We start from the raw sequence: 24,818 nt of genomic DNA on the forward strand, positions 1-24,818 counted from the left end.
GGTCACTTCGTTGAAATGCGTAGAGGTGCTCCATGTTTTCACGCGCACGCCGCCGTCCTCGTTCCAAGCAATCCCTGTCCAACAATCGACTCAGAAGCAGATCTGATGTGCGACGTCGAATTCGGATGGAACCTTTGGAAGATCGTCGCCTGTTGGCTCTGCTGGGAATTAGCCCCGAACTGCCGACCGTTTTTTCCAACGGAACACTTTCCTACGATTCGAGCACGAATCAGTTCGAAGCAACCGCGGTTCCACAAACCTTTTCGACGACGCTGTTTGGTTTTTCGCCTCTCGTAGACATGCCGAGCAGCTTTAGTTTGCAGGCGGAGGTTGACGAGTCTGGCGACTTAGTCGGCAGTGGGCCGCATCCCTTTGCGTTGACGGGCTCCATCGACATTGACTTTGATGGCACCGCCGATGTTTCTGGCGATCTGTTGACAGGCAACGTTGTTGAATTTGGATTTCTTGATGGTGGATCCCTCTCAACGAGCGACACCTATGATTTTCGTATTGTCATCACAAGCGGTGCACTCGCCCAAAGTGGCACGCTAAGTGATGGTGGACAATTCCCGGCCTATTTTGCTGGTCGCGATATTGGTCTGCGAATCAACAGTGAAAACTCTACCTTTAACAACGACTTCAATGTTGATTTCAGCGGCGGAAACAAAGCGACCCTTGGTCCCATCGATCCGGCGCCGGAACCACTCGCCGAGCTAGGCAACTTCGTTTGGCTCGACAGCAACGGCAACGGCATCCAAGACGATGGAGATACCGGAATCAATGGCGTCGAAGTCAGTCTGTTCGTCGACGTCGATGGCGATAGGATCGCGGAGCCGGGCGGCGACGATGGAGCGCCGATCGCGACGCAGTTGACCCAGAATTCGGGAAGTTTGGCTGGCTACTATCTCTTTGAAGATTTGGCTGCTGGCGATTACTTCGTGCAGTTCAATCCAGCGACCATCCCTGCAGGATTTGAATTCACTGCGACGGGGATCGGAACAGATGACGGTATTGATAGTAATGCGGATAGCACGACTGGTCTTACCGAAGTGACAAGCTTGATCGCAGGTGAGAGTGATTTGACATGGGATGCAGGGGTCATTACCAGCATCAATCCAGCGATCGCTATCACCAAGTACGTTGATAAGATCATTACCACGAACGAAATGACGGTCCTTGATTTCGATTCGTTGTCCTCGGGAGACATCGTTTCAACGCAGTATCCAGGGGTCGTGATTAGCGCAGTGAACGCGAGAACGCCGGGAGCGGGAAATCGAGCGATGGTCTTTGACAGTTCCAACCCGACGGGCGGAGACTTTGATCTAGGGTCACCTAATTCTGCCTTTGGAGGTCCAGGGTCGGGAAGCGGCGGCAAACCAAGCGGGGGCGGTCCCAACGATCAGGCGTTAGGAAACATCCTGATTATCTCCGAAGACGGTCACTCGTATGATCCGGACGACGAAGCACAGGGCGGTACCTTCACCTTTGACTTCGACTCGCCCGCGACAGTCAATTATTTGGACCTTCTTGATATCGACAGCAATGAATCCGGAGGTTCGGTCGTGACCTTAACGACAACTTCCGGAACTCAAACGGTTAGCATTCCTGCTGTCGGCAACAACAGTTTCCAACGCGTTGCCATCGACGCCACGGACGTGACATCCATGGAAGTACACTTTGTCAGTAGCGGTGCTATCGCTGCGATGAAGTACACCAGCTTTAGCGAAACGAAAGAGTGGTTCGATGCAAACGATGCACCTGGGGTAAGCTTTGAGTACGACGAAACCATTGAGTTTTCCTACCACGTTACCAATCCTGGCGATGTATCGCTTTCACCGGTCTTAGTTACCGATGACAATGCAACGCCAGGCAACACGGCCGATGACTTTGACCCGCAACCGGTATTGGTTGATGTGAGCGGAACGTCGTTCAATCAGGGTGACGTCGATCACGACAACCAGCTAGATCCCGGCGAAGAGTGGATCTACACCGCGACAATTGTTGCGACTGAAGTGGGGCAGTTCACCAATATCGGAGACGTCGTGGGGACGCCGGTCAACGAGAACGGCGATGTGATTGGCGATGATGTATTTGATGATGACCCTGCGAACTATGTCGTTAATGGTCTGCCTGGGATCGAAATCGAAAAGTTGACCAATGGTCATGATGCTGATGAGCCGGAACAAGCCGCTCAGATTCCAGCAGGCAGTCCGGTGAGTTGGACTTTTCAAGTGACCAACACAGGTTCGACTTCGTTTGCTTTTTCTGATGTTGATGTCGTCGATGACAATGGCACACCTGATGACGAATCGGACGACTACATTCCTGAGTTCGTTTCACTGTCCGATGTGAATAGCGATTTGATCCTTTCTCCTGGGGAGGTCTGGGAATACACCGCTTCGGGGACGGCGCAATCATTAACCGAGACCGGCGGCACAAGTACGTTTTACTTTAACGGCAACAGTGGAAGCGACGGAAGTGATGGCAACATCCGTCACTTCGAAGTCGACGGTGTTTCCGCCAAGGCGAGCGCATTTAGCAGAGATGACTCTGGCAACTGGCGTACCGCGTTTCTGGGGATATTCTCCGGCGGACTAGGGGTCACCGATTCATCGGAGGGCAACGGAGGCAACGGCACCCATCGCGTCGACAACGTTGGCCGAGACAACTTTGTTCTGTTTGAGTTTTCAGAGGACGTCGTCGTCGATCAGGCGTTCTTGGACAGCGTGGTCACGGACAGCGACTTATCGGTATGGATTGGAACGGTCCCCAATGCTTACGCCAATCACAATTCGCTAAGCGACTCCTTCCTTTCGAATCTAGAGCTTAACGAGGTCAATGACACATCGAGTTCCTCATCACGTTGGGCCAACATCAACGGCAGTGAAGTGGCGGGAAACATTCTCGTTCTTGCAGCGTCCACCGTGGATCAATCACCGGAAGACCGATTTAAGATTCGAAAAGTCAAGTTCCAAAACGTGACACCCGGAATCTTTAAGAACACCGCGACCGTGGAAGCGGGGGCAGTGTCCGATGCCGACGCTAGTCACTATGTAAACCCGGTGGAACAGCCGACGGCGCGGATTGGAAATTTCGTGTGGAACGACACTGATCGCGACGGAAAACAGGACGACGATGAAGTCGGAATCGACGGAGTCACTGTGAACCTGCTTAACGAGGCCGGTCAGGTACTGCAAACCACGGTATCAAGTGGTGGCGGGGCCTACGGATTCAGTGGACTTGAGGCGGGCAACTATTATGTCGAGTTTCAATCGCCTGACGACTTCACCTTTTCGCCCCAGGGACGCGGCGATCATGCCGACCACGGTAGCGATGCCGATCCGAGTACAGGAAAGACTTCTCTGATCCAATTGGACGCCCATGAAGTGAACCATACGGTTGATGCGGGGCTTTACGCATCGGTCGTTGACCTGATGTTTGAAGCCGAAGACTATGACTGGATCAACGATCCGTGGAAAGTCTATTCGTCCAGTAGCGCATCGGGTGGCGAGTACATCATGGCGCCCAACGGCTGTGGTTCTCAGTACAACTCGCCGTCATCACACTCCGGTGTGAAGTACAGCTTTACGGTCAGCGAAGCTGGCAACTACGAAATCTCTGGCCTTGTTCGGGCTTCGGATTCGACCAATGACTCTGTCTGGGTGAAGGTCGACAACCAGCCTTGGGTGCAGTGGCACATGGATGTTACAGGAAGCAGTTTCCAATGGCAGTCCGTTACCGATGGTTGGAACAAGGATATGACGAGTTTCCAACTGCAACCTGGTCAGCACTCCATGGAAGTCCGCGTTCGTGAAGACGGAACGAAGTTGGACAAGTTCATGGTCAGCAAGCTATCGACAAGCACCGTCGTCATCGACGCAACGGACTTTGATTCCAAGCGAGGCGATTGGCAGGTTGAAGTAGACGATGATGGAAACGAGTTCCTAATCGCTGAAAACGGAACAGGATCGCACTATCGAGATATCCCTCGCAGCGACGAGTTGAGCTACAACTTCTCCGTTGATTCATCGGGTGAGTATCAAATGCACGCCTTAGTCAGCGCGCTTAATAGCAACGACAATTCGTTTTGGATTTCGATCGACGATGGATCATGGGTTGAGTGGCATTTGGATGTCACCGGCGACGCTTGGCAGTGGCAGACCGTTACCGATGGCGCAGCACAGAACGCCGTGAGCTTCCAACTTGAATCTGGCGACCATACTTTGCGAATCAAGGTTCGCGAGGACGGTACTAAGCTAGACAAGATTGTCATTACCAATGACAGTCAAATCGATTTGGACAATGTGTAACCTTGATCCGCACAACGTGTGACCGCTAACAAGAGATCGTCATCGACGCGGTATTACCACAAGTCGCGACTACGACGGGGTCAGAGTGTTAGTCAAAACAGCCCAGTTGTAGTAGCCTTGAATTCCGCTGAGCGACGAGATCTTGTTGTCTCGGTCCAGTATTTGTTTGAAGAATTTTCTCGTGTCTGGTTCCCAGCGGTACGGGGCAAGTTCATCCTGCGGGATCGGGTCGCCAAAGTACAAGTCGTGCAACGGTGTCCCTTCATGCTCTTCAAATTTTAAGACTAAGGCGACCGCGGGGTTTCCGTTGGCGTACGGGCAATCCGAAAGATCACCAATTTGTCGAAAACCCAAAATGCGTTTGTAAAGACGAGCGTGCTTGGGATGAGTGGCGACAACGAACCCATCGGTTTCACGCGACCTAGCGACCTGCGCTAACAAACGTCCAAGTTGCGCAAACGTTTTTAGAAAACGGATTTGGGAATCTCTGCGATCCGCCAAGCAACCAATTTCAGCAAGCCTCAAACCTTCGTCACGCAGGCGTCTGGTTTCCACGGAATACATAGAATCCATTGGCAAACCAAGGTATCCATCGCCGAACATGGAAAGGGTTGTCGTGACCGTATTGCCCACTTTGGCCAACAACACTTCCGAAGTGGGCAACAGATGGTGCGGAGTCAGTCGCATGCCGCTCGGCTTTTCAATGGCCAACCCAGCCTGCAAGTAAGACTGGAAGACTAGCCGAAACGCTTGGCACAACTCCTCAGGAGATCGCGCAAGACAAAACGTTTGACGTTGAATGTTGGCGCTACGATAGAGATCATCTGACGCGTTGCTGAGCGCGTTAGTCATGGAGGAGACTTTCAAAGATGAGATGCTTAGTCTGGTCAGCCCTTGGCCAGCACTTCAGCCGCTTGCCTTCCCCGTAAAGCATCGCCGCTACTGAGAACGTAGGGCGGGAACGATTCGAGAGCCGCGGTCAGGGGGGAAACCCGCCCCGAAATATGAAAGGTTCATTGGGGGTGAACCAGTTGTGCGGATCATCGGGCCGGCGGTAAGGGCGCGTCGGTAGGTCATAACGGTTGTAGGCTTGCGTTCGTGTTCTCGATCGCAACTTGATTCGCTTTGACTGCGATCGCTATCCCCCAAGAACACCGTTGGGTTTCGGTAGGCTCTCGCACTCAATTTTGATTGAAATTGCATCAGGTTGACCTTCGATTGCCGTTCTCGCGATCGTCGTTAGGATTCTCACAACTTGGATGCCTGGTCCTGTTATGATGCCTAAAGGGAGGAGGCGAACGCATTTTTGCCATCCAATGTTTGCGTGCCGCAGCGGTACTTTGGCAATGAATGATTCGGTGATGTTTGGAAATCAAATTCGAAGTGAACTCGTGACGAGCGGCGCCAATGAAGCCAGGTCAGCCATGCATTCTCAACCGACACTCTGGGAGTCAAGCGGCTATCGAGTGAAGGTGGTCATTAACGGTGTAACGTCATGGATCGTTCCGGATCGACCTTACGTATTGATCGGCTCGGCGGATCACTGTGACATTACTTTGGAAGGTGCTGGCAAGGTGCCGCCGGTCGCTTACATCGTTTGCTGTCTGCGCGATCGCATTGAGGTTTGGCCGACTTCGGCGATTGCCTATTCGCGATGGGGAGCTTTGAAACCCAACGACACAATCCAAGTCGTTAATGCCCTTGTTAGTGTGCGGTTGGATTCGGCTGAAACTGAGTTCGCGGATGATGATCCAGCACCTGCGGATTCGACACGCACGGAGGTGTTGACTGCTGAATTGGCTTGCTTGAATAAGAAGGTGGTGAGAAAGCGCTTTCGTCGTTCTGTCACCATCATCGGTGATCGACATCCCAGCACTCTTCGTGTGCGCGGCCAAGGACTTCATCGATGTCACTTCGCCGCTGTTGCGCAGGACTCGAAGATTTGGATTATCGACTTAAGCGTCGGTGATCAGTTGCCGTCTCAACGCATTCAACTGTTGGACAACGCGGACTCCGTCGCACGAATGTTGGACATAACGATCAAGCTTTCCGACCCGGTCGACGTAGGCAACGAAACAAGGCTGCCTATCGTAAAGCGAAATATGTCTCGCAACGATATCGAAGCGAGTGAGCCATCCCCGAACAGCGAGGATGAGGGCGCGTCGACCACTTCGACTTCGTTGCGCCGAACCGATGCAGGAAACCAGCCGTTTGGTACCGAAAGAACTGATCTCTCACGCAAGCTTTCGTCGGCTTTGACAGATCGGCTGATTCATCGATCGCGATCGTGGAAAAAGATAACCTTGCTGATCATCAGCCTCGTCGTGATATTGCTTTCCGCAGCGTTCGTATGGTTTGGAATGCTAAGTGAGATCTATCTCGACTGGTTCTGATGCGAAGCCAGCGGTTCTGTTTCGCTACTCTCAATGTCCGCGCCACGGACACAGGGACGGCCTTCTGCTTCCATTTTGCACTGCCGATTTCCAGAGATCGTTTCGCAGTCACAGGATTCAATCACTGGCGCTCGCTTGCTGATCACCATGACGGCGATCGCAGATGCGATGCAAATGACGAGAATCGTGAGCGTATACGTCAGCACGAGAAAGCCTTTCCGACAATCTAGAGGGAGCGTTGTCCTATCTTACCTTCTTAATACACCGTCAAGACGATTCGACCAAACGGGTTTTGGGGAATTGAGTTGGGTTTGGCTTGCTGTCGTCTTTTTATCCTCACATTGTGCGTTTTCCGGGGTTGTGAAGATTGTACGCGGCGTGGTCATGCGGATCACAGTTGAGTGTTTTGTTTCAGCCGAGCCTACCGTAGTTAGTTAACCCCTCTTTGGGCGGGGCGATTGGGTCGGGGACAATTCAGCGCTGACAACATCTTCGAGACTCTGTGCCAGCTTGAGCTTCGCTATGCAAAAGCATTAACTTGAACCGCAATTACGATCGCGACTTGCCGCAGATTCTTTGTTTCGAGACGGCGTTTCATTGCATCATGCCGCGTTTGATAACGTTGCTTTCGACCCCACGTCGATTCGAAGCGACAGGTGTTTAACGCTATGGGTTTCGCGGCTTGTCCTGCGCCGAACTGATGCAGGAACTACGTCGGCTTAGTTGATCCGTCGGCTACCATCGGCCGCGTCAATCTGGCTCACTGGACAACGGAGTGAGCATGGCGGCGGTTCGTAACGGACAGTGCCTCGACACGAGCATGGGTTTCACTCCATCGGCGAACCAAGCCGCTTCGAACACGGCGAGAATCGCCTTTTTAAGTGGCATCGGGAAGCTTGGGCCACGCAGCTACGAGTTCAGTTAACTCGACCGGCATTCTTGCGGTGATGGACATGCCTGTGGACATGTACCCCCAAAGGGGAGACGACTCCGTTTGAGGTAAGTCGTTGCAAGATAAAGCGACGCGGACGGGACTCGAACCCGCAACCTCCGGATCGACAGTCCGGGGCTCTAACCAATTGAGCTACCGCGCCCTGCAAACGAGATGATCTGAACCAGATTTCTCGTTGCTGGAGCAGGGATTATATCGACCGACTTGCCGCTCGCAAGTGGAGCTAGCAACAAATGCGCGCTGATCTGTGAACTTGTGAGGACCGGTGGTAACGATTGGGCGGAATCTGCAAGTATCAGCGGGCTGACCCAGCCCACTTTTAGCCAAACTTAGCCCCTCTGGCTCCGTGGCAGACCTACGTTTCGTTAGGAATTTATCGCCTGAACGTACTGGCGAGGATTCCAAATTCCCACTCCCACTTTGACGCTAGCCTCGGCCCGAGGGGTTCACCATGACTATCGATATCCTCGCTTTTTCGTTGACCTTATGGTTGTCTGACGCTTGGGGTGAATTAGTACGATACCTTGCCAATTTGAACACTTGGCAGTGGGGCATCGTTTCCGCGTGCGCCGTGGTGTTTGGTTTCCTTTGTTTGAAGGGCACTGGTATCAATCGCTAGGGTTGAACAACTAGGATTGGGGTCCGCAGCTTTTAGCTGGGCCTGATTGCGCTTGGACCCATTTGCGTCTGAGTCAACTAGCTGGGCCAAAATAGCAGAGGTTCAGATAGCGGCGATTCCGAAGGCTGACCCGTTAGCGTCTGAACCCATGCAGACTGAACCCTGGGCAGGCTGAAATATTGGCGCCACAAACACTGGACTGATCCGCCGCGGCGAAATTCCGCCTCAGTCATTGGCTATCTTTCTTCGAGTATCCAACCGGGTGTTGACGACAAAACCATTGCCTTTCTTGGTAAGCTAGGTGAATCCCGGTGGTTCCCCATGGGCGACCCGCCGATTTCGATAATCTACCAAGAGGATTCCTGCGATGCCGCTTTACGAAATTGAAACTGAATCGCACATCATCATCACTTGGGCCGACAACGAAGAGTCGGCTCGAGAAGTCGTCGCGGACGCTTATCCGCAAGACGATGTCTTACGACTGACCAAACGCCCCCGTGATACCTGGGTTATCAGCAAAGGCGTTCTTGGATTGTCCACAAAAACGATCGACCCTTGCGCGGTCGCTCGCGAATGTCTGAACCGGTCAGCCGGCGACAAGGTCAACGCGATCCGTTTGTACCGAATGGAAACGGGCAGCGACCTCGAGAACGCCAGAAAGGCCATCGAATCCAACATGGTTCTAGGTTGGTAAGAGTAGGTTTCAGGTTTCAGCAAACAGGCAACAGGCTGACGACGGTTGGAGTTTCAGTCTGCTGGAAATCTATATGCTGAGACGTATTGGCAGTTTCCTTTTTGTCGAAACCACTCCTCCGATTTTTCATGCCGCGAATATCTTTTCTTCTAGTGGTGCTGTGTCTGCCTCTCATCGTGGGCTGCGAGGGATGTCGACGCGACCCACAATCGCAACTCGATGAAGAACAGAAAAAGAAGGAAGCGGCAAAGGAGGACTTTTCATCTCGACCGCCTCTGCCTTTTCCCGCTGACGCATCATTAGGAACCAACGCGATTAAGCCTGGCCACTGGACGACGGCCTCGCAAACACTTCAGGCCAACAAGTTCGATACTCGTGGTGACTTGGTAAGTCGTGTGGGCCTTAGTGGTGTCTCGATGCGATCGGGAAGCGACACGACCTTGGACACGACGGTTCCCAATCAGCGTCCGGTCGTAATGCCCAAGGGACAGCGGCGTCGTTTCGATTATCGCTTGTTGCCTCCGCTGCCAACGTCGGTTGATCAGAAACGTTGTTACTTGAGCAGTCGTTTCGTTTCGGCTGGTCAAGGGACGTTCTATGAAGGCGGTCGGCAACCATTCGTGATGATGCGGCCCGAAGAGTACTTCTTTGTGATTTTGACATCACGGCCTGAGCGATTCTCGAAGTTTAAAGACAGTGATTGGGCGCGACCTTATCGTGGCGAGTTTGATCAGCAAGCCGAGACGGCAAACTATCGAATTATCATTCCCGACACCAACGATGTCTTGCCGCTTGCGGAAACGATGCTCGATTGGACCAGCACCGCGGTCGTGTTTTGGGATGACTTACCCGCCGAATCACTGACGCCGGATCAATTAACCGCGCTGCGTGATTGGCTTCACTTCGGCGGACGCCTGATCGTTAACGGGGCTGACGCAACGGATGCAGTCGCCAATACGTCGCTACGAGACTCGCTTCCCTTGGTTCCAACCGGCAACATAGAACTGGACCCAACGGCGGCAGCGGAAGTGCTTAGCAACTGGCAGGTCAAAACAGATCCATCCACGCAAAAACAGATTGCGATCATGCAGGGACAATCTGCTCGCGTCGCCGTCGATGGAAGAGTGGCCGAGGATGCTGGGGTGGTTCCCGAAACGGGCAACCTAATAATGCGCCGAAAAGTTGGACGTGGTGTCGTGGTTCAGCCACGCTTTGATGTGACAAGCGATTGGATTGCGAATTGGCAATCGTACGACTCATTTGTGAACGCCGTTCTAATCGAACGTCCGCGTCGTGCTTACTTCCAAGCGGAAAGCGATGGGGTAGTCCGACAACGCTACCCGTCGCTCGGTAGGCTCGACGCCGATGCCGAGATGAATACTCAATTGCGGCTATTTTCACGTGATGCTTCACTGCGACAAGCACGGCCCTCGCGTGGTGTGTCATCTAACGCGAATATCGCCAGCCAGGTAATTCCAACGGAGTCCTTTGTGACACGAGCGGGTTCCGGGATCGGCGGATGGAACGACAGCAGCGACGTGATCAACTTGTGCCGTGACGTTCTGCGTAGCGAGTCGGGCATCGAAATTCCAAAATCGGATCTGGTAATCAAGTCACTGGGGATCTACCTGATTCTGCTCGTTCCCGTGAATTACCTCATCTTCCGTTTGATGGGACGTCTTGAATACGCGTGGCTTGCCGTGCCGGTAATTGCGATTGGGGGTGCAATCTGGGTCGCGCGTGCGGCGAGATTGGACATCGGGTTTGCTCGCAGCCAAACCGAACTGGCGGTGCTTGAATTGCAACCTGACTATCCTCGCGGGCATCTGTCGCGTGTCATCGCGATCTATAACTCGCTTTCGAGTAGCTACGATATCGACTTCAAGACGGTTGACGGCGCTGCGATGCCCATGAGTGCCGATCGTGTACTCGATGGCGAGCGATCTGGTGATGATGCCACGTTCAGGACTTCGTACAACGAAGGGCCGAGTTTGTCAGGTATGGCGGTCGGGTCGAATCAAGTTCGGTTGTTAAGGACGGAACAGATGATCGATGTCGGCGGTGGCGTGTTTGTCAAAGACGACAAATTCGTGAACGACTCTAGCCTGGACTTGTTGGACGTCTTTGTGGTTGAAAAAGACGTTACCGGTGACGTGCGCGTGGCAGTGGTGGGAGGTTGTTCGCCTAGCCAAGCAAAGACTCTACGATTTCGAGACACCGACTCGTTAAACGTTGATTCAGAACTTCCGATGCAGACGAGCAAGATTATCCGCCAGTTTGCTTCCGAAGAAACAATGACCATGGGAACGATGCGAATGGTCGGGCGTGCAAGTGAGCGCCTTGGCGGAATCGAAATCTCACCGGGAGCCAACCAGCAATCATCGCAAACCATCGTGGTTGCGCACCTGAAGCACGCCAACGGTTTCGAGCAAGAACCCGATGAGAACTTTGTCACGGACTTTCGAATCGTAAACACGCTACTTGAAGAACCAAGTGACGTGACCTCCGAATAAACGCCACCGGGTGTCCGACAACAGACTGCCTTGGCTAATTCCATTTTCCTTTTCTTCGCGACCGCTATATGTCCATGATCAGTTTGACCGGTTTCGGCAAAGACTACGGTGACTTCACAGCCGTGGAAAGTATCGATCTAACGATCGAGGCGGGTGAAACGTTTGGCTTCATCGGTCCCAACGGTGCGGGTAAAAGCACCACGATTCGCTTCTTGGCGACACTGCTTCGCGCATCACGCGGTGGTGGTGTGGTCGCGGGATGCGACGTGATGGGAGACCCCGTCGGCGTTCGCCAAGCGATTGGCTATATGCCCGACAATTTCGGCGTCTATGACGGAATGCGTGTCTGGGAATTCTTAGACTTCTTTGCCGTCGCCTATCGCATCGGACGTACCGAGCGAAAGCAGATTATCGACAACGTGCTGGAGCTCTTGGACCTAACTCACAAACGCAACGACTTCGTGAACGGATTGTCGCGAGGCATGAAGCAACGATTGTGTTTGGCGAAAACCCTTGTTCATGATCCGCCAATTTTGATTCTTGATGAACCGGCCAGCGGTCTAGACCCTCGGGCTCGCGTGGAAGTGAAGGCGCTTTTAAAAGAGCTTCGAAAAATGGGCAAGACGATCTTGATTAGCAGCCACATTCTTACCGAGCTGGCTGATTGTTGCACATCGATTGGGATCATCGAGCGAGGTCAGCTACTGATGCACGGACCCATCGACAGCGTTTACAAGCAGATTCGTCGTAACCGAATCGTGCAAATCCAGTTCGTTTCTGGCGAAGAAGCTGGCATGTCGATCCTGCGCAGCAATCCGCACCTAAGAAGTCTTGAGCATGAACCAACGGGCGTGATCGCGGAATTAGAGACTGGCGACGAAGGGCTAGCCGAGTTGCTTGAAGAGTTGGTTCGAGCAGGGGTGCGAATGAAGTCGTTTAACGATCGCGACCCCACGCTCGAAGATGTCTTCATGACGGTTACAAAGGGTTTAGTAACCTAACGAAGTACGCATAGCCGGCGTGAACCGGCCACGCGAACCGTCCACTCGCTGTGGTCCTACTCGACAACTTCTAAGTCTTCTCGAAGTTCGAACAGTTCGTCGAGCGTGTCGTAGCTAATGCCCGTGTTGGTGACCACCATTTTCTTTAGACTCGGCATGCTGCCGATTTTCATGAACGCTTCGTCGGTAAACTGAGTGCCGATCAGGTTAATCGTTTTCAGCTTGTCCATCTTCAGAATGACGGGCAGCGATGCATCAGTCAGCGAAGTGGATTCCAAGTTCAATTCGGTCACTTCGGTTAACTTGTCATAGTTGGCGAAGGCCTCGTCGTTGACTTTGGTTTCCCACAGACCCAAGACGGTTAGTTTCGTGAGTTTGCCAATTTGAGCGAGCGACTCGGCGGAAACAAGTTTGCATTCGCTGATGTCAAAGAAAGTCAGTTCGGGAAGACCGACGATGATGTCCATGCCTTCGTCATCGAATGAGGACGCTCGCAGTTCAAGTCGATTGATCTTCTTGAGTTCAGCAATGTTTTGCAGGCCTTTGCCAGTGACGTCGGTCCCGCGAATGCGAAGTCGCTTGAGGTCTTTCAGATTTTTGACCGCAGCCATACCTTCGTCTTTGATTTTGGAATAGTCCATTTGCAAAGACTGTAGCGTGGTGGTTTTTCCGAGGGCTTTGAGTCCCTCGTCGGTGATCGCGGTGCAATAGTTGACGTTGAGCGACTTAAGCGGCAGTGTAGAAATTGCAATGACGCCGTCATCACTGACCTTTGACTTTTCAAGTTGCAGGTCGGCAAGTCGAGGAAGCTTCGCCAGCGCGGGCATGCCAGCGTTTGAGATATTGGTGTTGCGAAGGTCAACGGCTCGAAGTCGTGTAAGTCCGGAAAGATTGTCGAGTCCTTCGTCACTCACCCCCGTTCGACGAGCGAAGAATACTTCCAGCGTCTTGAGATCCTTAATCGCTTGAAGTGCACCGTCCCCGATGGATGAATTTGAGAGGTCAACGCGTTTGAGATTGGTCAATTTGCTAAGGACTTCGATACCGTTATCGGTTAGTCCGGGACCGGAAAGTTGAAGTTCGGTGACGCTGGGAAGCTTGGCCAAGTTGGCCAGCAATTCGGGGTTTTCTTCGCTGAGTAGACCGCCCACTTTGATCACATTTCCCGCAGCATTCTTGGTCAGCAAGAACCCGGCCGTGTCCAAGGCGGCGACCGCTTCGGCATCATCGGGTTCGACAGGGGGTGCTGGCTTTGGCTCCACGGCGACATCAGCCGTTGATTCTGGGGCTGGTTTTTTTTGCGTTTCTGACTTGCAGCCCGTGATGGCGCTAAGGGGAGCGATGAAAAGCAGGCTCGAGATGAGGGTAAGAATTGCGTTGTGTGACGTGACGTGGAGTCGACGACGAGGGGATAAAGTCATGTGAAAGCAGCAGGTTTAGGGGCAGGAAGAATAGGGGAGGCAGGCTTGATTTGAACAGTATTCTACTGGTCCTTTGCTAGCGCCCAAGGCGTCAATCGGATTGATTGTCGCTTGAGGCATCCATTGCTAAGGTGGAAGGGGCGGTCATTCCGCCAAAACGGCCTGCATCTAGATTACAATCTCAAGCGTCCATTTGCATTCCGCCCTCCAAATTCTCTCACTTTCTATCTAAGGAAACTTGATGGCCAATAAGACGACGACCCGTCGAAAATTTCTCGGTCAATCTGCTGCCCTCACTGCGATTGCCGGTACCGGGTTCTACGCTAGTTCCGCGCCTCACCGACTGCATGCTCAAGACACACCAATGAGCGGCCTTTCCGCAGGATGCATCGGCGTCGGTGGCAAGGGAGACAGCGACACCACTCACATCGCCGAACAAGGTGTTGAGGTCGCTGCGATTTGCGACGTTGATAAGGACACACTGACCAAGAAAGGTCGCGAACTGCCGAAGGCTGTGCATTTCACTGACTTCCGCGAGATGCTCGATCAGCTCGGTGACAAGCTAGACATCATCACGTGCAGCACTCCCGACCACACGCATGCTGCGGCCTGTGTCAAAGCCATGCATATGGGCAAGCACGTGTATTGCCAAAAGCCACTGACATGGTCGATTGGCGAAGCTCGTATGATGCGAGAGGTTGCAGCCGAGACCGGCGTCGTGACTCAGATGGGCAATCAAGGCACCAGCCAAGACATCCTTCGTGAAGGCGTCGAAGTCATTCAAAGCGGCGCCATCGGCGAAGTGAAGGAAGTTCACATTTGGTCGAATCGTCCAGTATGGCCACAAGGAAAAGGTCGGCCTGCCGGTTCAGATCCGATTCCTGAAAGCTTGAACTGGGATGCTTGGATCGGCCCTGCTCCTATGCGTCCCTACAAGGCCGGCGAATACCACACGTTCAATTGGCGTGGTTGGGTTGACTTCGGAACTGGCGCTCTCGGCGACATGGCCTGTCATACAACCAATCTGCCCGTGATGGCATTGCAACTTTGGGATCCGATCGCTGTAACGGCGATCACAAACCCAGGAATCGTTGAAGGGGAAACGTTCCCTGCGAATACGGCGATTAAGTTTGAGTTCCCAGAACGAGACGGACTGCCAGCTTGTAACTTCTTCTGGTACGACGGTGGTAACCTGCCACCGGATGAAGTCATCAACCAATTGCCGAAACGCGAATTGGCAAAGATCCAAGAACAAAAGAAGAAACCCGGACAACGTGGCACCAGTGGCGCGATGGTCATGGGTAGCAAAGGTGTCTTTTACTCGGGTGACGATTACGGCGGACGCTATGCGTTGTTGCCTCGCGATAACTATCGCGACTACAAGGTTCCCGAGCCGACCTTGCCGCGTATCCCATTCAAGGGCAACGTTGATCAAAACCAAAAGTGGGAATTTGTCAGCACGGTTAAGGGCGAATACGAGCCTGGCACTATGTCGAACTTTGGTTACGCCGGTCGTTTGACCGAAACAATCTTAGTTGGCAACTTGGCGCTTCGTGCAGGTGAAGGCCAACGCATCGAGTGGGATGCGAAGGAACTCAAGAGCACCAACGTTAGTTCAGTCAATGAGCATGTGATGCGAGAAGCACGCGAAGGTTGGGAAATCGCTCAACCGGTAGCCTAAGCATCGCTTCCATGTCTCGGGTTGAGACCGAGCAATAAACTTACGAAACGGCGAGAGAGCATTCCGTGCTCCTTCGCCGTTTTTTTTATGGCCGAATGTTCGCCAAGGATTCGCGACGAACCAAAAGCGGGTGCCTGGCTCTATCAGCGGTGAAGAGCAGAAGTGTATCGGTCTCGAATTGAGTCCGACGTCTTAGGATTGACGCTTATCAGCAAACGCATGTGCGTCGTCAGCTTCAAGCGTTGATTCATCGTCGTTGTTGAAGTTCTGTAGCGATGGTACTGAGTCCATGTCGTCACCCATTACTTGCGCGACGATGAATGCACTTAGTTTTGACACCGTGGGATAGTTCCAAGCATCAATCGGCGTAAGTTCGGCTCCGGACCAATCTTCGATCTCGCCGCTCATCTCGACGGCAGTCATCGAATCCAGGCCATACTCGGCGAAGAGTTTGTCGAAATCAATATCGCGCGGGTCGACTCCCGCGCGAGCGATCAGCCATTGAGTCATCCACGATTCCGTATCTTGCAAGAATCGCTCACGCTGTTTCGGTTCATTGCCAGTAGGAACGACGGGCATGTCCAAGGGCACCTGTGTCGATCCCGACGCGCAGTCGTATCGGTACTTCGACTCGATTGAGTTGTCGTCGAACATTTGACGGCAATGGCTGCGTTTGACCTTGCCGCTGCTGGTCAATGGCACGGTTCCTTGGCGAACAAGTAGCACGTGCCGAGGATCAACTTCATGGACATCGATCACGGCGCGACGGATGGAACGGACGAGTCCCGGTAGCGAGATTTCTTTGTGGTGCCGAGGTAGCTCTGCAACGATCGCAAGAGCTTCACTTCGAACTCCGTCCACCGCAATCGCAACGCACTGCCCGCCTTCGCTTCCGATCGTTTCGGAAACCGTGTCTTCAATATCGTTGGGAAAGAAGTTACGGCCGCGCAGGATGACCATGTCCTTGAGTCGGCCGGTCACAAACAGCTCGCCATCGTGCAGGAATCCGAGGTCTCCGGTGCGACAAAAGCCACTGCGACCGTCGGCGGTTTGGGCGTGAAAGCGTTCTTCGTTCTCTGCTTTTCGGTTCCAGTAGCCTGCAGTGACGCTGGGACCGCGAAGCCATATTTCGCCGACTTGCCGCGAGTCTTTTTCTTCAAGTGTTGCCGGATCTACCACCAGCAATTCCATGTTGCGGGCGGGCAATCCGCAGGAAACAAGGGCACGAACATTTGCACCGCGACCCTGCGACATCACTTCCGCATCGCCCTCGCCCAGTCGTTGGCGGTCGACCTTAATGACTTGGGGTTTATGAGGCCCCTCGCCGCCAGCGGCTAATAACGTTGCTTCGGCTAGACCGTAGCAAGGGTAGTACGAATTCTCGGAGAACCCGGACGACGAAAATCGTGCGTCGAAGTCGTGGAGCGTGCGAGCCAAAACTGGTTCGGCTCCGCTGAACGCGATCTTCCAACAACTAAGGTCAAGGTCGTCTGCCTGGGCAGGTGAAATTCGATCAACGCAAAGCTGGTACGCAAAATTGGGAGCACCGCTGATCGAAGCTTTATGGTCGCTAATCATTTGCAACCAACGCAAAGGCCGCTGCAGAAACGCACGCGGGCTGATCAAGATTGTGGTGCAGCCCAAGTAAAGCGGTGCGAGGATCCCACCAATCAATCCCATGTCGTGAAAGAATGGTAACCAGAAGACCGCTTTCTCGACCTGTTCAGCATCATCTGGCTGCATCGGGATGCGAAAACCATAACCGATCGCGTGAAGATTCGCTACTAGATTTCGATGACGAACCATCACTCCCTTGGGCTCGCTGGTACTTCCGCTGGTGTACTGCAGTAGTGCAAGCGAGTCCGGGTCTATGTCGAGCGTCGCGGGGTCCACGTGCGAGCTAGACGTCGCCGATGACGAATCATCGGTTGCGATGTGAGGAATATTCCGCGCGGCGTCACAGAGTAAGTCATGCTCAAGACCCTCTATTGCCGTCGCGTCACCTAGCAATGCGGCCGGACGGCAATCTTCCGCGGCTGAATCAAGCCTTGGAACCTTACGGCCGGGACGGGGATAACACGTTGGCACCGGGATCCAACCAGCAATCTGGCATCCCAAGAATGCAGCCAAGAATTCAATCCCGGGTGAGTAAAGCAGCAACGCTCGCGGTGCTTGGAATCCGTGATCAAGTTTGGCGCTGCTATCGCTACCTAGGTCGGCATCGCCATAAGCTCCATTGGTTTGCGTCGAAGGAGGGTCAAAAGTCGAAGCCGCTTGTAGTTGGTTGAGTTGTTCGGCGACTTGGCAAGCTCGCGACCAGAGTTCGGTGTAAGTCCAACTCGAGGTGGTTCCGTTGTCGCTGACGAATGAGATAGCCAGTCGATTTCCGTGACGCATCGCGCGATTGCCGATCCACTCGGGCAGCGTTGCGTTGGGGGAAAGGTCAGAAACTGGCATGCTTCACAATGGCCTGTGCGAAAGAGGCATACTGGCAAACAACCGACTCGGATCGTCGTCGCGTGTTTGCGGAAATGCTAAACACGCGAAAAACCAAACGGTCGCAGGATTGCACATTTTAAGCATGGACCACGCCACTCTGCCGTACTGAAAAATACTTCCTCGGCAATAAAAGCGCAAACGGCTTGCAGAATCAGTCCATCCGGACTGATTTAACATCTGCCAGCCTGTTTTTCTCTTACCAACCTATCGCTGGCGATGCCGGCGATACCGGAACGTAGTTCGGAGTCGACGACATTGGATAGACAGGTGTCGTCAACGGCTGGGCGCTTGGGTAGATGACTCGTGGAGCGGGCGAGTAACCTGAGCTTTGCGGAAAGCTCGGGTAGGTGACACTGGCGCGGTTGGCCGAGTACGAAGGTGTGGCAGGCACGGAGCGAACGCTTGAACCATACGACTGAACCGGGGCCGACTCTAGCACAACGCCACCTTGCAACGATTGGTTGACGATCGTCATTCCTTGCTGACGCTGAACGCGCTGTGATGCGTCTGTGCCTCGATAATAGTTTCGACGGACGGTGTTGCCATAAAAGTGCAACGGTCGATAAGGCCGCTGTTCGATTGGCATCGACTTTATTTGGTCGCGGTATTCTCCGGTTGCAACAATCACCGGCGACCAACCTGGTTGCTGGGCGGTCACTGAGGTGGGTAATAACGCCGAAGTTACTAGGCTGGCAGCAATCAAGGTTATCGGCGAAACAAAGCGAGGCATGGCAAAAACGCTCCAGTGCGTAATAAGTCGTGAGGCCAAACAGGGAGTACCCAAACAGGGAGTACATTGAGCGCTGTAGGACATTGCCTAGGACAGCGGCGACGTTTGGTAGTTTGATTGACTCGCCTGCATTTTCTATGCCCCAACCGAGGCGAAAACGCGGAATCACGCGAATGGCAGGCTTTTGACTGTCCCAGGTCCGGCAAAGCCATATCGGTAAGTCTCAACTCTGACACCAAATCTTGTTTTTGGGAACCAGATCAAGACTGCGTTCAGGACTGAGTCGCTTGGCTTGCGGCTCCGAACCGGTAGCAGGGTCACCCAATGATCGACTAGTCTAATGTTCAGGCAATCTGATTGGCCAGATTTGCCAGCTAGGATTACTGAGGGAAATTTTATGACCGAGTCGTCATCTCACGACACCGATTCAGCGGGAAAGACAAAGTCGCCTTCCCAGTGGTCTCATCGGAATAAGTCAAAGCTAGGCGGAATCGCTGTCGTTTTATTGGTGGGGCTTTACTCGTTTGCCGCGCCAAAGGTGAACGAGCGAATGGGCTGGAACCTGCCCGCACTGAAAACGGACGCGGCAGGCAATGTTCGATTAGCTGACAAGACGAAACAGCCAGAGCCCACCAGGGCGACCAATGCAAAAACGTCGACCGACGTTGCTTCCCGTCAGAAAACGGCGTCGTCATCTACCGACTCGTCGAATTCGGGCACAGCAACTTCGGGTGCGGCAACTTCGGGCACGGCAACTTCGGGTACGGCGACTTCGGGTACGGCGACTTCGGGTACGGCGACTTCGGGTACGGCGACGAGTGGCACACCGCTTTCTGACGCCGCACCCACCGAAAGTCCTGCCGCGAAAGCATCCGCTGGCGATTCGTCTGCCGCCAATGGTGACCTGCGGTACGGTCTCCTTCGCGAGGTTTCCCGCGACCGGTTTCTTTCGCCCGAAGGGCTACTCTATACACCGGGCAGCGCAGAAGGGCATCGCCTAGATCACCTCGCCCGCCACACCCGAGACCAGCCCAACCGTCCAGGCAGTCACGGTGTATTTGACGGGGAAATGGAAGGCGCTTTGAAGACAATCGACCGCGCCTACGCACGCGCCAAAACTGGCCAGCGGACAACCAAGAGCGTTGATCAGGGACGCACGATCTACACCGTGGATATGGGAGGACGTGTTGGATTTGTGGGCGGGCAAGTGGGCAAGCGAAAACGAAATCCCATGGCCAGACGGGTTCGATTGGTGCTCGACGGTGACCGAGTGATCACGGCCTACCCGATGTAACCAGCCCCGGTACGGCCGAGGAACATTCGCCTCGTTGTTGTTGTTGTTGTTGTTGTTGTTCGATACTGATCTCGTTCGTTTCTGATTTTCTGGGAGTAATCCACCTTGAGCCCTCGACACTCGATTGACTTCTGTCCCATTTGCGGCGGAGGCTTGTGTGGCCTTCGGATCTACGGCATCGGTGAGAACTCGCCTGCAAATACGCCACCTCACGGGCTCGTCATTTGCGACGAGTGCGAAGCGATATGGCTGGAACCGGATACGTCCACCGTCCACGTTTATCCCGACCTTGAGAATCCAGTCAGTCCCGTAAGCGGCGAACCCTTGTGGGGCGAAACGAGCCGTTGGGCGACGATCGAAGACATCAAACAACTCGGTTGGCTAGACGCGGTCAATCGAGATCTCGATGTGGGTGGCGAAGAAAAGATCGTTTGATTGTCGCACATGTCTGATATTCAAGAACAAACCGATCGTCCCTCCATCATCCGACACGTCGCTGCGGGGCAACTGTGTTGCGATCCAGAATGGGAGGACGCTTACAAGCGATTTGAAACGCCGGATGAAGAACTCGCAAAGTTCATCAAGCGGCTCACGCGATTTGGTTTTCACCAATTAGACCGCGACGCGCGGATTGTCGAAATCTTCTGCGGACGTGGGGTTGGCTTGACCGCTTTGGCCAAGATGGGGTTCCGTAACCTCGAGGGCGTCGATCTGTCCGATACGTTGCTCGAAGAGTACCGCGGCCAAGCCACCTTGCACTTGGCCGATTGCATGGACCTGCCACTGGAAAACAACACGTACGACGCCGTCATTGTTCAAGGCGGGCTGCATCACTTACCGAGCCTGCCCGATGACCTCGATCGAACGCTTGCTGGCATCCGACGGATTCTCAAACCGAGCGGCAGGTTTTATGCGATCGAACCTTGGCAAACCCCTTTTTTGACAATGGTTCATGCGATCGTCCAGAATCCACTTGTGCGGAAGTTCTATGCCAAGGGTGATGCGTTGGCAGCGATGATTGACCGCGAGCGTCAGACCTACGAGCAATGGCTCAGTCAACCAAGACTAGTGTTGCAGAGTTTGGACGACCACTTCCGTTGCGAAAAGCGCGAGACGAGTTGGGGCAAACTCGCTTACGTAGGGCTGCCACGATAGTCATCACCATTACAAACGGCATGACCGTCAAGCTTTCGTGGATGGTGCACAAAATTACGCCTAAAGCTGGGTCTCACCAAGATCAATAACTCCCACGGCCAGATTGAAAGCCATGTTTATCATGCCAAGCCACAAGGGGCTGGATTGGTGCTTTCTTTTTCTAGTAGTGGTTTCCGATGAATTTGCATCCACTGGATACAAACGTTTTCGATGTTAAGCAGTTGGTGGCCGACGCTGTAAATAGGGTCGCACCCGTCGCTGAGATTCTGGAACCAAGCAAACCTCGCGCGGTTTCATCCATCCGATTGCTGTTGATCGAAGATGACGAGCTCGACGCGGCCATTCTATTGCGGACGCTCCGGAAACAAACCTTGATTAGCTTTACGGTTGATCGGGTGGCGTCCATGCACGAAGCCATCACCAAGCTGCAAGTCAACGATTACGACGTTGCATTGGCCGATATAAATTTGCCCGATGCCATGGGCGCCGATTCATTTGAACAACTCACCGCATTCGATTCCTGCTTGCCGATCATCGTATTGACGGGGCACGAGGACGACGACTTGGCGCTTCGCGCTGTCCAAAGCGGAGCCCAAGATTTCATATCCAAAAGCAATTTATCGACTCAGGGTATTGTCCGCACGATTCGTTTTGCCATCGTTCGACAACAAATGTCACTCGGCTACCAAGCCGCCGCCCAAACCGACTCATTGACGGGAATGCCCAATCGTCGAACGCTAGACTGCGAATTCTCTGGCGCCGCTAAAGTCGCGAAGCATTTGGGGACACCGCTATGCGTCGCCATGATTGACATCGACCACTTTAAGAACGTGAACGAGCAATTCGGGCACTGCATCGGCGATGCGGTTCTTTGCCAAGTTGCTACGCTGTTGATGCGGCATATCCACGGTGATACTTGGGCTTGCCGATTTGGTGGCGAAGAATTCGCGCTCTTGATGCCGCAGTATGACATCGTTGAAGCGCAAAACTTTGTCGAAGAATTTCTTAACCGTTTGCAGTCGCAGCAAATCATGGTCGGAAATCAGCGGCTGGAGATCACCGCCAGCGCAGGACTAAGCTGTGTTTCGTGTGACGAAAGTCGAGCTGTTGCCTTCGCACGTTGTAGCCAGGCGCTGCGAGTGGCGAAAAGCAATGGTCGCAACCGCATCGAGTTGTTCACAGAGTCCGACTCACCGAAGGTGTCTTAATCTAGAAGCGGCCGTTCAACGTGGTGGATCGTTGAACACTCCACTGATGGGTAGTTGCGCGCTTAACGATGATCGCCGCTTATCGTTCGCCACGTGCTGACGATTGCCTGCGGATCATCACTTGCTAATCACCGTGCAGGTCGAAGTCGCCGTTGCGATTCGTTTGCCGCGATCATTGGTGATCTCACAGTCGACGAAGCCGATCCGTAGACCTCGTTCGACCACTTTGGCTTTCGCTAGGATACGACCTTCACGAACCGGACGGATGAAGTTGATCTTCATTTCAATCGTCGAGAAATCCTGGTCATCCACGAGCGTACGCCCAAACGCGATGCCCATTGCTGCATCTGCCAACGCGGCGATCAGCCCGCCGTGGACCCGTGCCATCGGATTGTGATGACGCCGGTCACACTGGATACCAACGGTGGCTTCACCTGGCGGTCCCGGTTCGACGTCAAAGCCAACGAGACGCGAAATTGGCGCTTCGGAAAATTCAAACGACGATTCGCTCAACGGTAACTCGATTCAAATCTTGGGCAGGGAAGACTCAGCCCGCGGAATCGTAAGCGAACGCGGGAAGGAAACTAGTACACGTACTGTATTCCAAAGTGAATGCCCTGCACATAAAACGTATCGAATCGCAAATCAGGCGAAGGGCTTTGAGTGCCGGTCGGATTGTCCGCCAAGTTTGTTGCTAAATTCGGGTCGATGGTTCCCGAGGTCTGCAAGGCGTCCGTCATCGCGATGATGTGGTAGCCCACCGTGAGTTCATAGGAGGGGAATCGTTGGTACCCGATGGTAAAGTCGAGTTCCGGAACCCAACCGAACGTGTGGTCAGTGGTCTTTCCTGAATTGGTGTTGCGAACGAGCAGTCCCTGATCACTTGTCGCTGATATTCCACCGTTGCTAGTCACCGTCGCACCCGTTCGAGTCGCCGTGCGTCGCAACGAGCCGAATCCAGCTTTTGCCAAACCGCTGAATGACCAGCATCCTTCGCGGTACTTGGTGGCGATGCCGAGTTGGCCACCGTGGAAATCATTTTCAGCTTCAAAAGCATCTCTCGATGCAATGATCGTTCCCACTGGAGCGAAATCGTCGTCAAGGGATACAGTCGATGATCCGATTCGCAAGTCTTCGTTCAGCCGCATGTACTGGTAGCCATACAGAACGTCCACCGTGCCGCCATAGGCACCGTACAGATATTGACGTACTGAGACGTCGCCGCCGAAGACGTTGCTGGTAGCATCGACGTTGATTGATCCGTTCGCTCGGCCTGGGGAGGCGATGATTTGAACATTGTCGCCGGGTGTTTCACCATCAGTCACGTCAAAGAAGGGGCGACCGAGAATCGACGTTTGAGTTTGATCGCGGCTGAAGTGGTAGGACTCTTCTGCTGCACCCCACCCACGAAAGACGAGGCTTCGACATTGGGAATCGTCAAGCCATGTGCCCAACGTCAAGCGGCCGCCGACAGTGATGTCTTTGAGCAGCGTTTCGCCGCCAGCAAGCACTTGAGCGTCAGCGGTGGCTTCGGCTGGACCAGTGGTCACTAACTCAGGCAAGCGATCGCCGTTTCGGAACATCGTTAGCAGTTCAAGACTGCCAAACCAATCGCAACGTGACAATCGAATCTTCGAGTTAGCCCAACCGCAGGCTCCTCCCATCGAATCACAACCTGCGTCGTCGCAGTACTCACCGCCGTAGTGAGCGTAGCCTTCGTCATAGATAATTTGGCCGTCGTCCTGAATCACTTCATACGATTCGTACGACACGGGAACGCCGTGACGGTCTTGATCACTATCGGCAATGGCATCGTCATTAGCATCGTCAACCAATGGCGTCATGCTCGACAGCGAACGCAGTTGGACGTTCTCATGCGCAACACGCCGCAAGTTCGTGGAAGCGTTTTCAGTGTCTTGCATCGGAGTCGGAGGTTCCAACTCGACCGTGTCGAGCGGCAACGTTTCCATTTCCGGGGACCGGTACGTGCCGCGGTCTGGACGTTTCGTGCGCACTTGCGCGTGAACGGTTGACGCCGTGGCCACGCCTGCAATTGCAATCGCAAGCAACATGTTCATCCGTGACGCGTTTTTGCCCCAACCATTGCGGCACATTTTCGTATTCCGTTTCATCGGAGATGCTTTCATCTTCCCGAGTAACCACCGCGATGCGACAACTCGCGCATCGTCCCCCGAAACAGGTATCGACCTTGCGGGATGTTCGGGTTGAATAAATTTGGCAACCTTTGCGGGTTGCGAAAGAAGTGACGCGAAGGATCGCCGTCGTGAAACACAGCACGTGTTCAAAGGTTGCGTTGCAAACTAGCTTCGCGTCGTCGCGATTCGATA

Annotated in this window: 18 protein-coding genes and 1 tRNA gene; 12 read left to right on the top strand and 7 right to left on the bottom strand. The window is 53.7% G+C overall.

Annotated features, from left to right (window positions below):
- The first annotated feature begins 107 nt into the window (after positions 1–107).
- The gene (locus tag Pla22_RS11245; RefSeq protein WP_165440603.1) at positions 108–4,310 is read left to right on the top strand and encodes an SdrD B-like domain-containing protein; all 4,203 of its coding nucleotides are present in this window, start codon (positions 108–110) and stop codon (positions 4,308–4,310) included.
- A 69-nt stretch (positions 4,311–4,379) separates the two neighbouring features.
- Here the strand turns inward: Pla22_RS11245 and Pla22_RS11250 are convergent, their stop codons facing one another.
- On the bottom strand, positions 4,380–5,162 hold the full coding sequence (locus Pla22_RS11250) for an N-acyl amino acid synthase FeeM domain-containing protein (RefSeq protein ID WP_242631941.1): 783 nt from the start codon (positions 5,160–5,162) through the stop codon (positions 4,380–4,382).
- Between the two features lie 464 nt (positions 5,163–5,626).
- Between Pla22_RS11250 and Pla22_RS11255 the strand changes: the two genes are divergently transcribed.
- Positions 5,627–6,703, top strand: a complete 1,077-nt coding sequence (locus Pla22_RS11255; protein ID WP_146514698.1) for a hypothetical protein — start codon at positions 5,627–5,629, stop codon at positions 6,701–6,703.
- A 763-nt stretch (positions 6,704–7,466) separates the two neighbouring features.
- The gene (locus Pla22_RS25940; RefSeq protein ID WP_390620262.1) at positions 7,467–7,628 is read left to right on the top strand and encodes a hypothetical protein; all 162 of its coding nucleotides are present in this window, start codon (positions 7,467–7,469) and stop codon (positions 7,626–7,628) included.
- Positions 7,629–7,723: 95 nt separating this feature from the next.
- On the opposite strand, the gene Pla22_RS11265 is transcribed toward Pla22_RS25940, so the two are convergent.
- Positions 7,724–7,797, bottom strand: a tRNA-Asp gene (locus Pla22_RS11265).
- Between the two features lie 309 nt (positions 7,798–8,106).
- Here Pla22_RS11265 and Pla22_RS25205 point away from each other — a divergent pair.
- The 4 genes from Pla22_RS25205 (at position 8,107) to Pla22_RS11280 (ending at position 12,482) form a co-directional block, all read left to right on the top strand.
- Positions 8,107–8,274: a hypothetical protein gene (locus tag Pla22_RS25205; RefSeq protein ID WP_165440604.1), complete on the top strand. Its 168-nt coding sequence runs from the start codon at positions 8,107–8,109 to the stop codon at positions 8,272–8,274.
- 367 nt (positions 8,275–8,641) lie between these two features.
- On the top strand, positions 8,642–8,968 hold the full coding sequence (locus tag Pla22_RS11270) for a DUF6793 family protein (RefSeq protein WP_146514699.1): 327 nt from the start codon (positions 8,642–8,644) through the stop codon (positions 8,966–8,968).
- A gap of 128 nt (positions 8,969–9,096) precedes the next feature.
- Complete coding sequence (locus Pla22_RS11275; protein ID WP_146514700.1) at positions 9,097–11,481, top strand: hypothetical protein; 2,385 nt, start codon at positions 9,097–9,099, stop codon at positions 11,479–11,481.
- A gap of 74 nt (positions 11,482–11,555) precedes the next feature.
- Entirely contained in the window at positions 11,556–12,482 is a 927-nt protein-coding gene (locus Pla22_RS11280; RefSeq protein ID WP_146515381.1) for an ABC transporter ATP-binding protein, read from the top strand.
- Positions 12,483–12,538: 56 nt separating this feature from the next.
- On the opposite strand, the gene Pla22_RS11285 is transcribed toward Pla22_RS11280, so the two are convergent.
- Positions 12,539–13,903: a leucine-rich repeat domain-containing protein gene (locus Pla22_RS11285; RefSeq protein ID WP_146514701.1), complete on the bottom strand. Its 1,365-nt coding sequence runs from the start codon at positions 13,901–13,903 to the stop codon at positions 12,539–12,541.
- A gap of 241 nt (positions 13,904–14,144) precedes the next feature.
- On the opposite strand from Pla22_RS11285, the gene Pla22_RS11290 reads away from it, so the two are divergent.
- On the top strand, positions 14,145–15,584 hold the full coding sequence (locus Pla22_RS11290; RefSeq protein WP_146514702.1) for a Gfo/Idh/MocA family protein: 1,440 nt from the start codon (positions 14,145–14,147) through the stop codon (positions 15,582–15,584).
- A gap of 192 nt (positions 15,585–15,776) precedes the next feature.
- Here the strand turns inward: Pla22_RS11290 and Pla22_RS11295 are convergent, their stop codons facing one another.
- Both Pla22_RS11295 and Pla22_RS11300 read right to left on the bottom strand, forming a co-directional pair.
- Positions 15,777–18,041: an AMP-binding protein gene (locus Pla22_RS11295; RefSeq protein ID WP_146514703.1), complete on the bottom strand. Its 2,265-nt coding sequence runs from the start codon at positions 18,039–18,041 to the stop codon at positions 15,777–15,779.
- A gap of 238 nt (positions 18,042–18,279) precedes the next feature.
- Positions 18,280–18,813, bottom strand: coding sequence for a hypothetical protein (locus tag Pla22_RS11300; protein ID WP_146514704.1), 534 nt, complete (start codon positions 18,811–18,813; stop codon positions 18,280–18,282).
- Between the two features lie 397 nt (positions 18,814–19,210).
- Between Pla22_RS11300 and Pla22_RS25210 the strand changes: the two genes are divergently transcribed.
- The 4 genes from Pla22_RS25210 to Pla22_RS11325 all read left to right on the top strand — a co-directional run bounded on the left by Pla22_RS25210 (position 19,211) and on the right by Pla22_RS11325 (position 22,470).
- Positions 19,211–20,107 carry a hypothetical protein gene (locus Pla22_RS25210; RefSeq protein WP_165440605.1) on the top strand — a complete coding sequence of 299 codons (897 nt, stop codon included), beginning with the start codon at positions 19,211–19,213 and terminating at the stop codon, positions 20,105–20,107.
- 105 nt (positions 20,108–20,212) lie between these two features.
- Positions 20,213–20,542, top strand: coding sequence for a hypothetical protein (locus Pla22_RS11315; RefSeq protein WP_146514707.1), 330 nt, complete (start codon positions 20,213–20,215; stop codon positions 20,540–20,542).
- Between the two features lie 9 nt (positions 20,543–20,551).
- Complete coding sequence (locus Pla22_RS11320) at positions 20,552–21,262, top strand: class I SAM-dependent methyltransferase (RefSeq protein WP_146514708.1); 711 nt, start codon at positions 20,552–20,554, stop codon at positions 21,260–21,262.
- 176 nt (positions 21,263–21,438) lie between these two features.
- Positions 21,439–22,470 (top strand): GGDEF domain-containing response regulator, encoded by a 1,032-nt coding sequence (locus tag Pla22_RS11325; protein WP_146514709.1) that lies wholly within the window; start codon positions 21,439–21,441, stop codon positions 22,468–22,470.
- 117 nt (positions 22,471–22,587) lie between these two features.
- Here the strand turns inward: Pla22_RS11325 and Pla22_RS11330 are convergent, their stop codons facing one another.
- Complete coding sequence (locus tag Pla22_RS11330) at positions 22,588–22,983, bottom strand: PaaI family thioesterase (protein ID WP_146514710.1); 396 nt, start codon at positions 22,981–22,983, stop codon at positions 22,588–22,590.
- A gap of 71 nt (positions 22,984–23,054) precedes the next feature.
- The gene (locus Pla22_RS11335) at positions 23,055–24,602 is read right to left on the bottom strand and encodes a BBP7 family outer membrane beta-barrel protein (protein WP_165440606.1); all 1,548 of its coding nucleotides are present in this window, start codon (positions 24,600–24,602) and stop codon (positions 23,055–23,057) included.
- Positions 24,603–24,818 lie beyond the last annotated feature (216 nt).

Origin of the sequence: Rubripirellula amarantea (assembly GCF_007859865.1) — a bacterium.
GTDB lineage: Bacteria > Planctomycetota > Planctomycetia > Pirellulales > Pirellulaceae > Rubripirellula > Rubripirellula amarantea.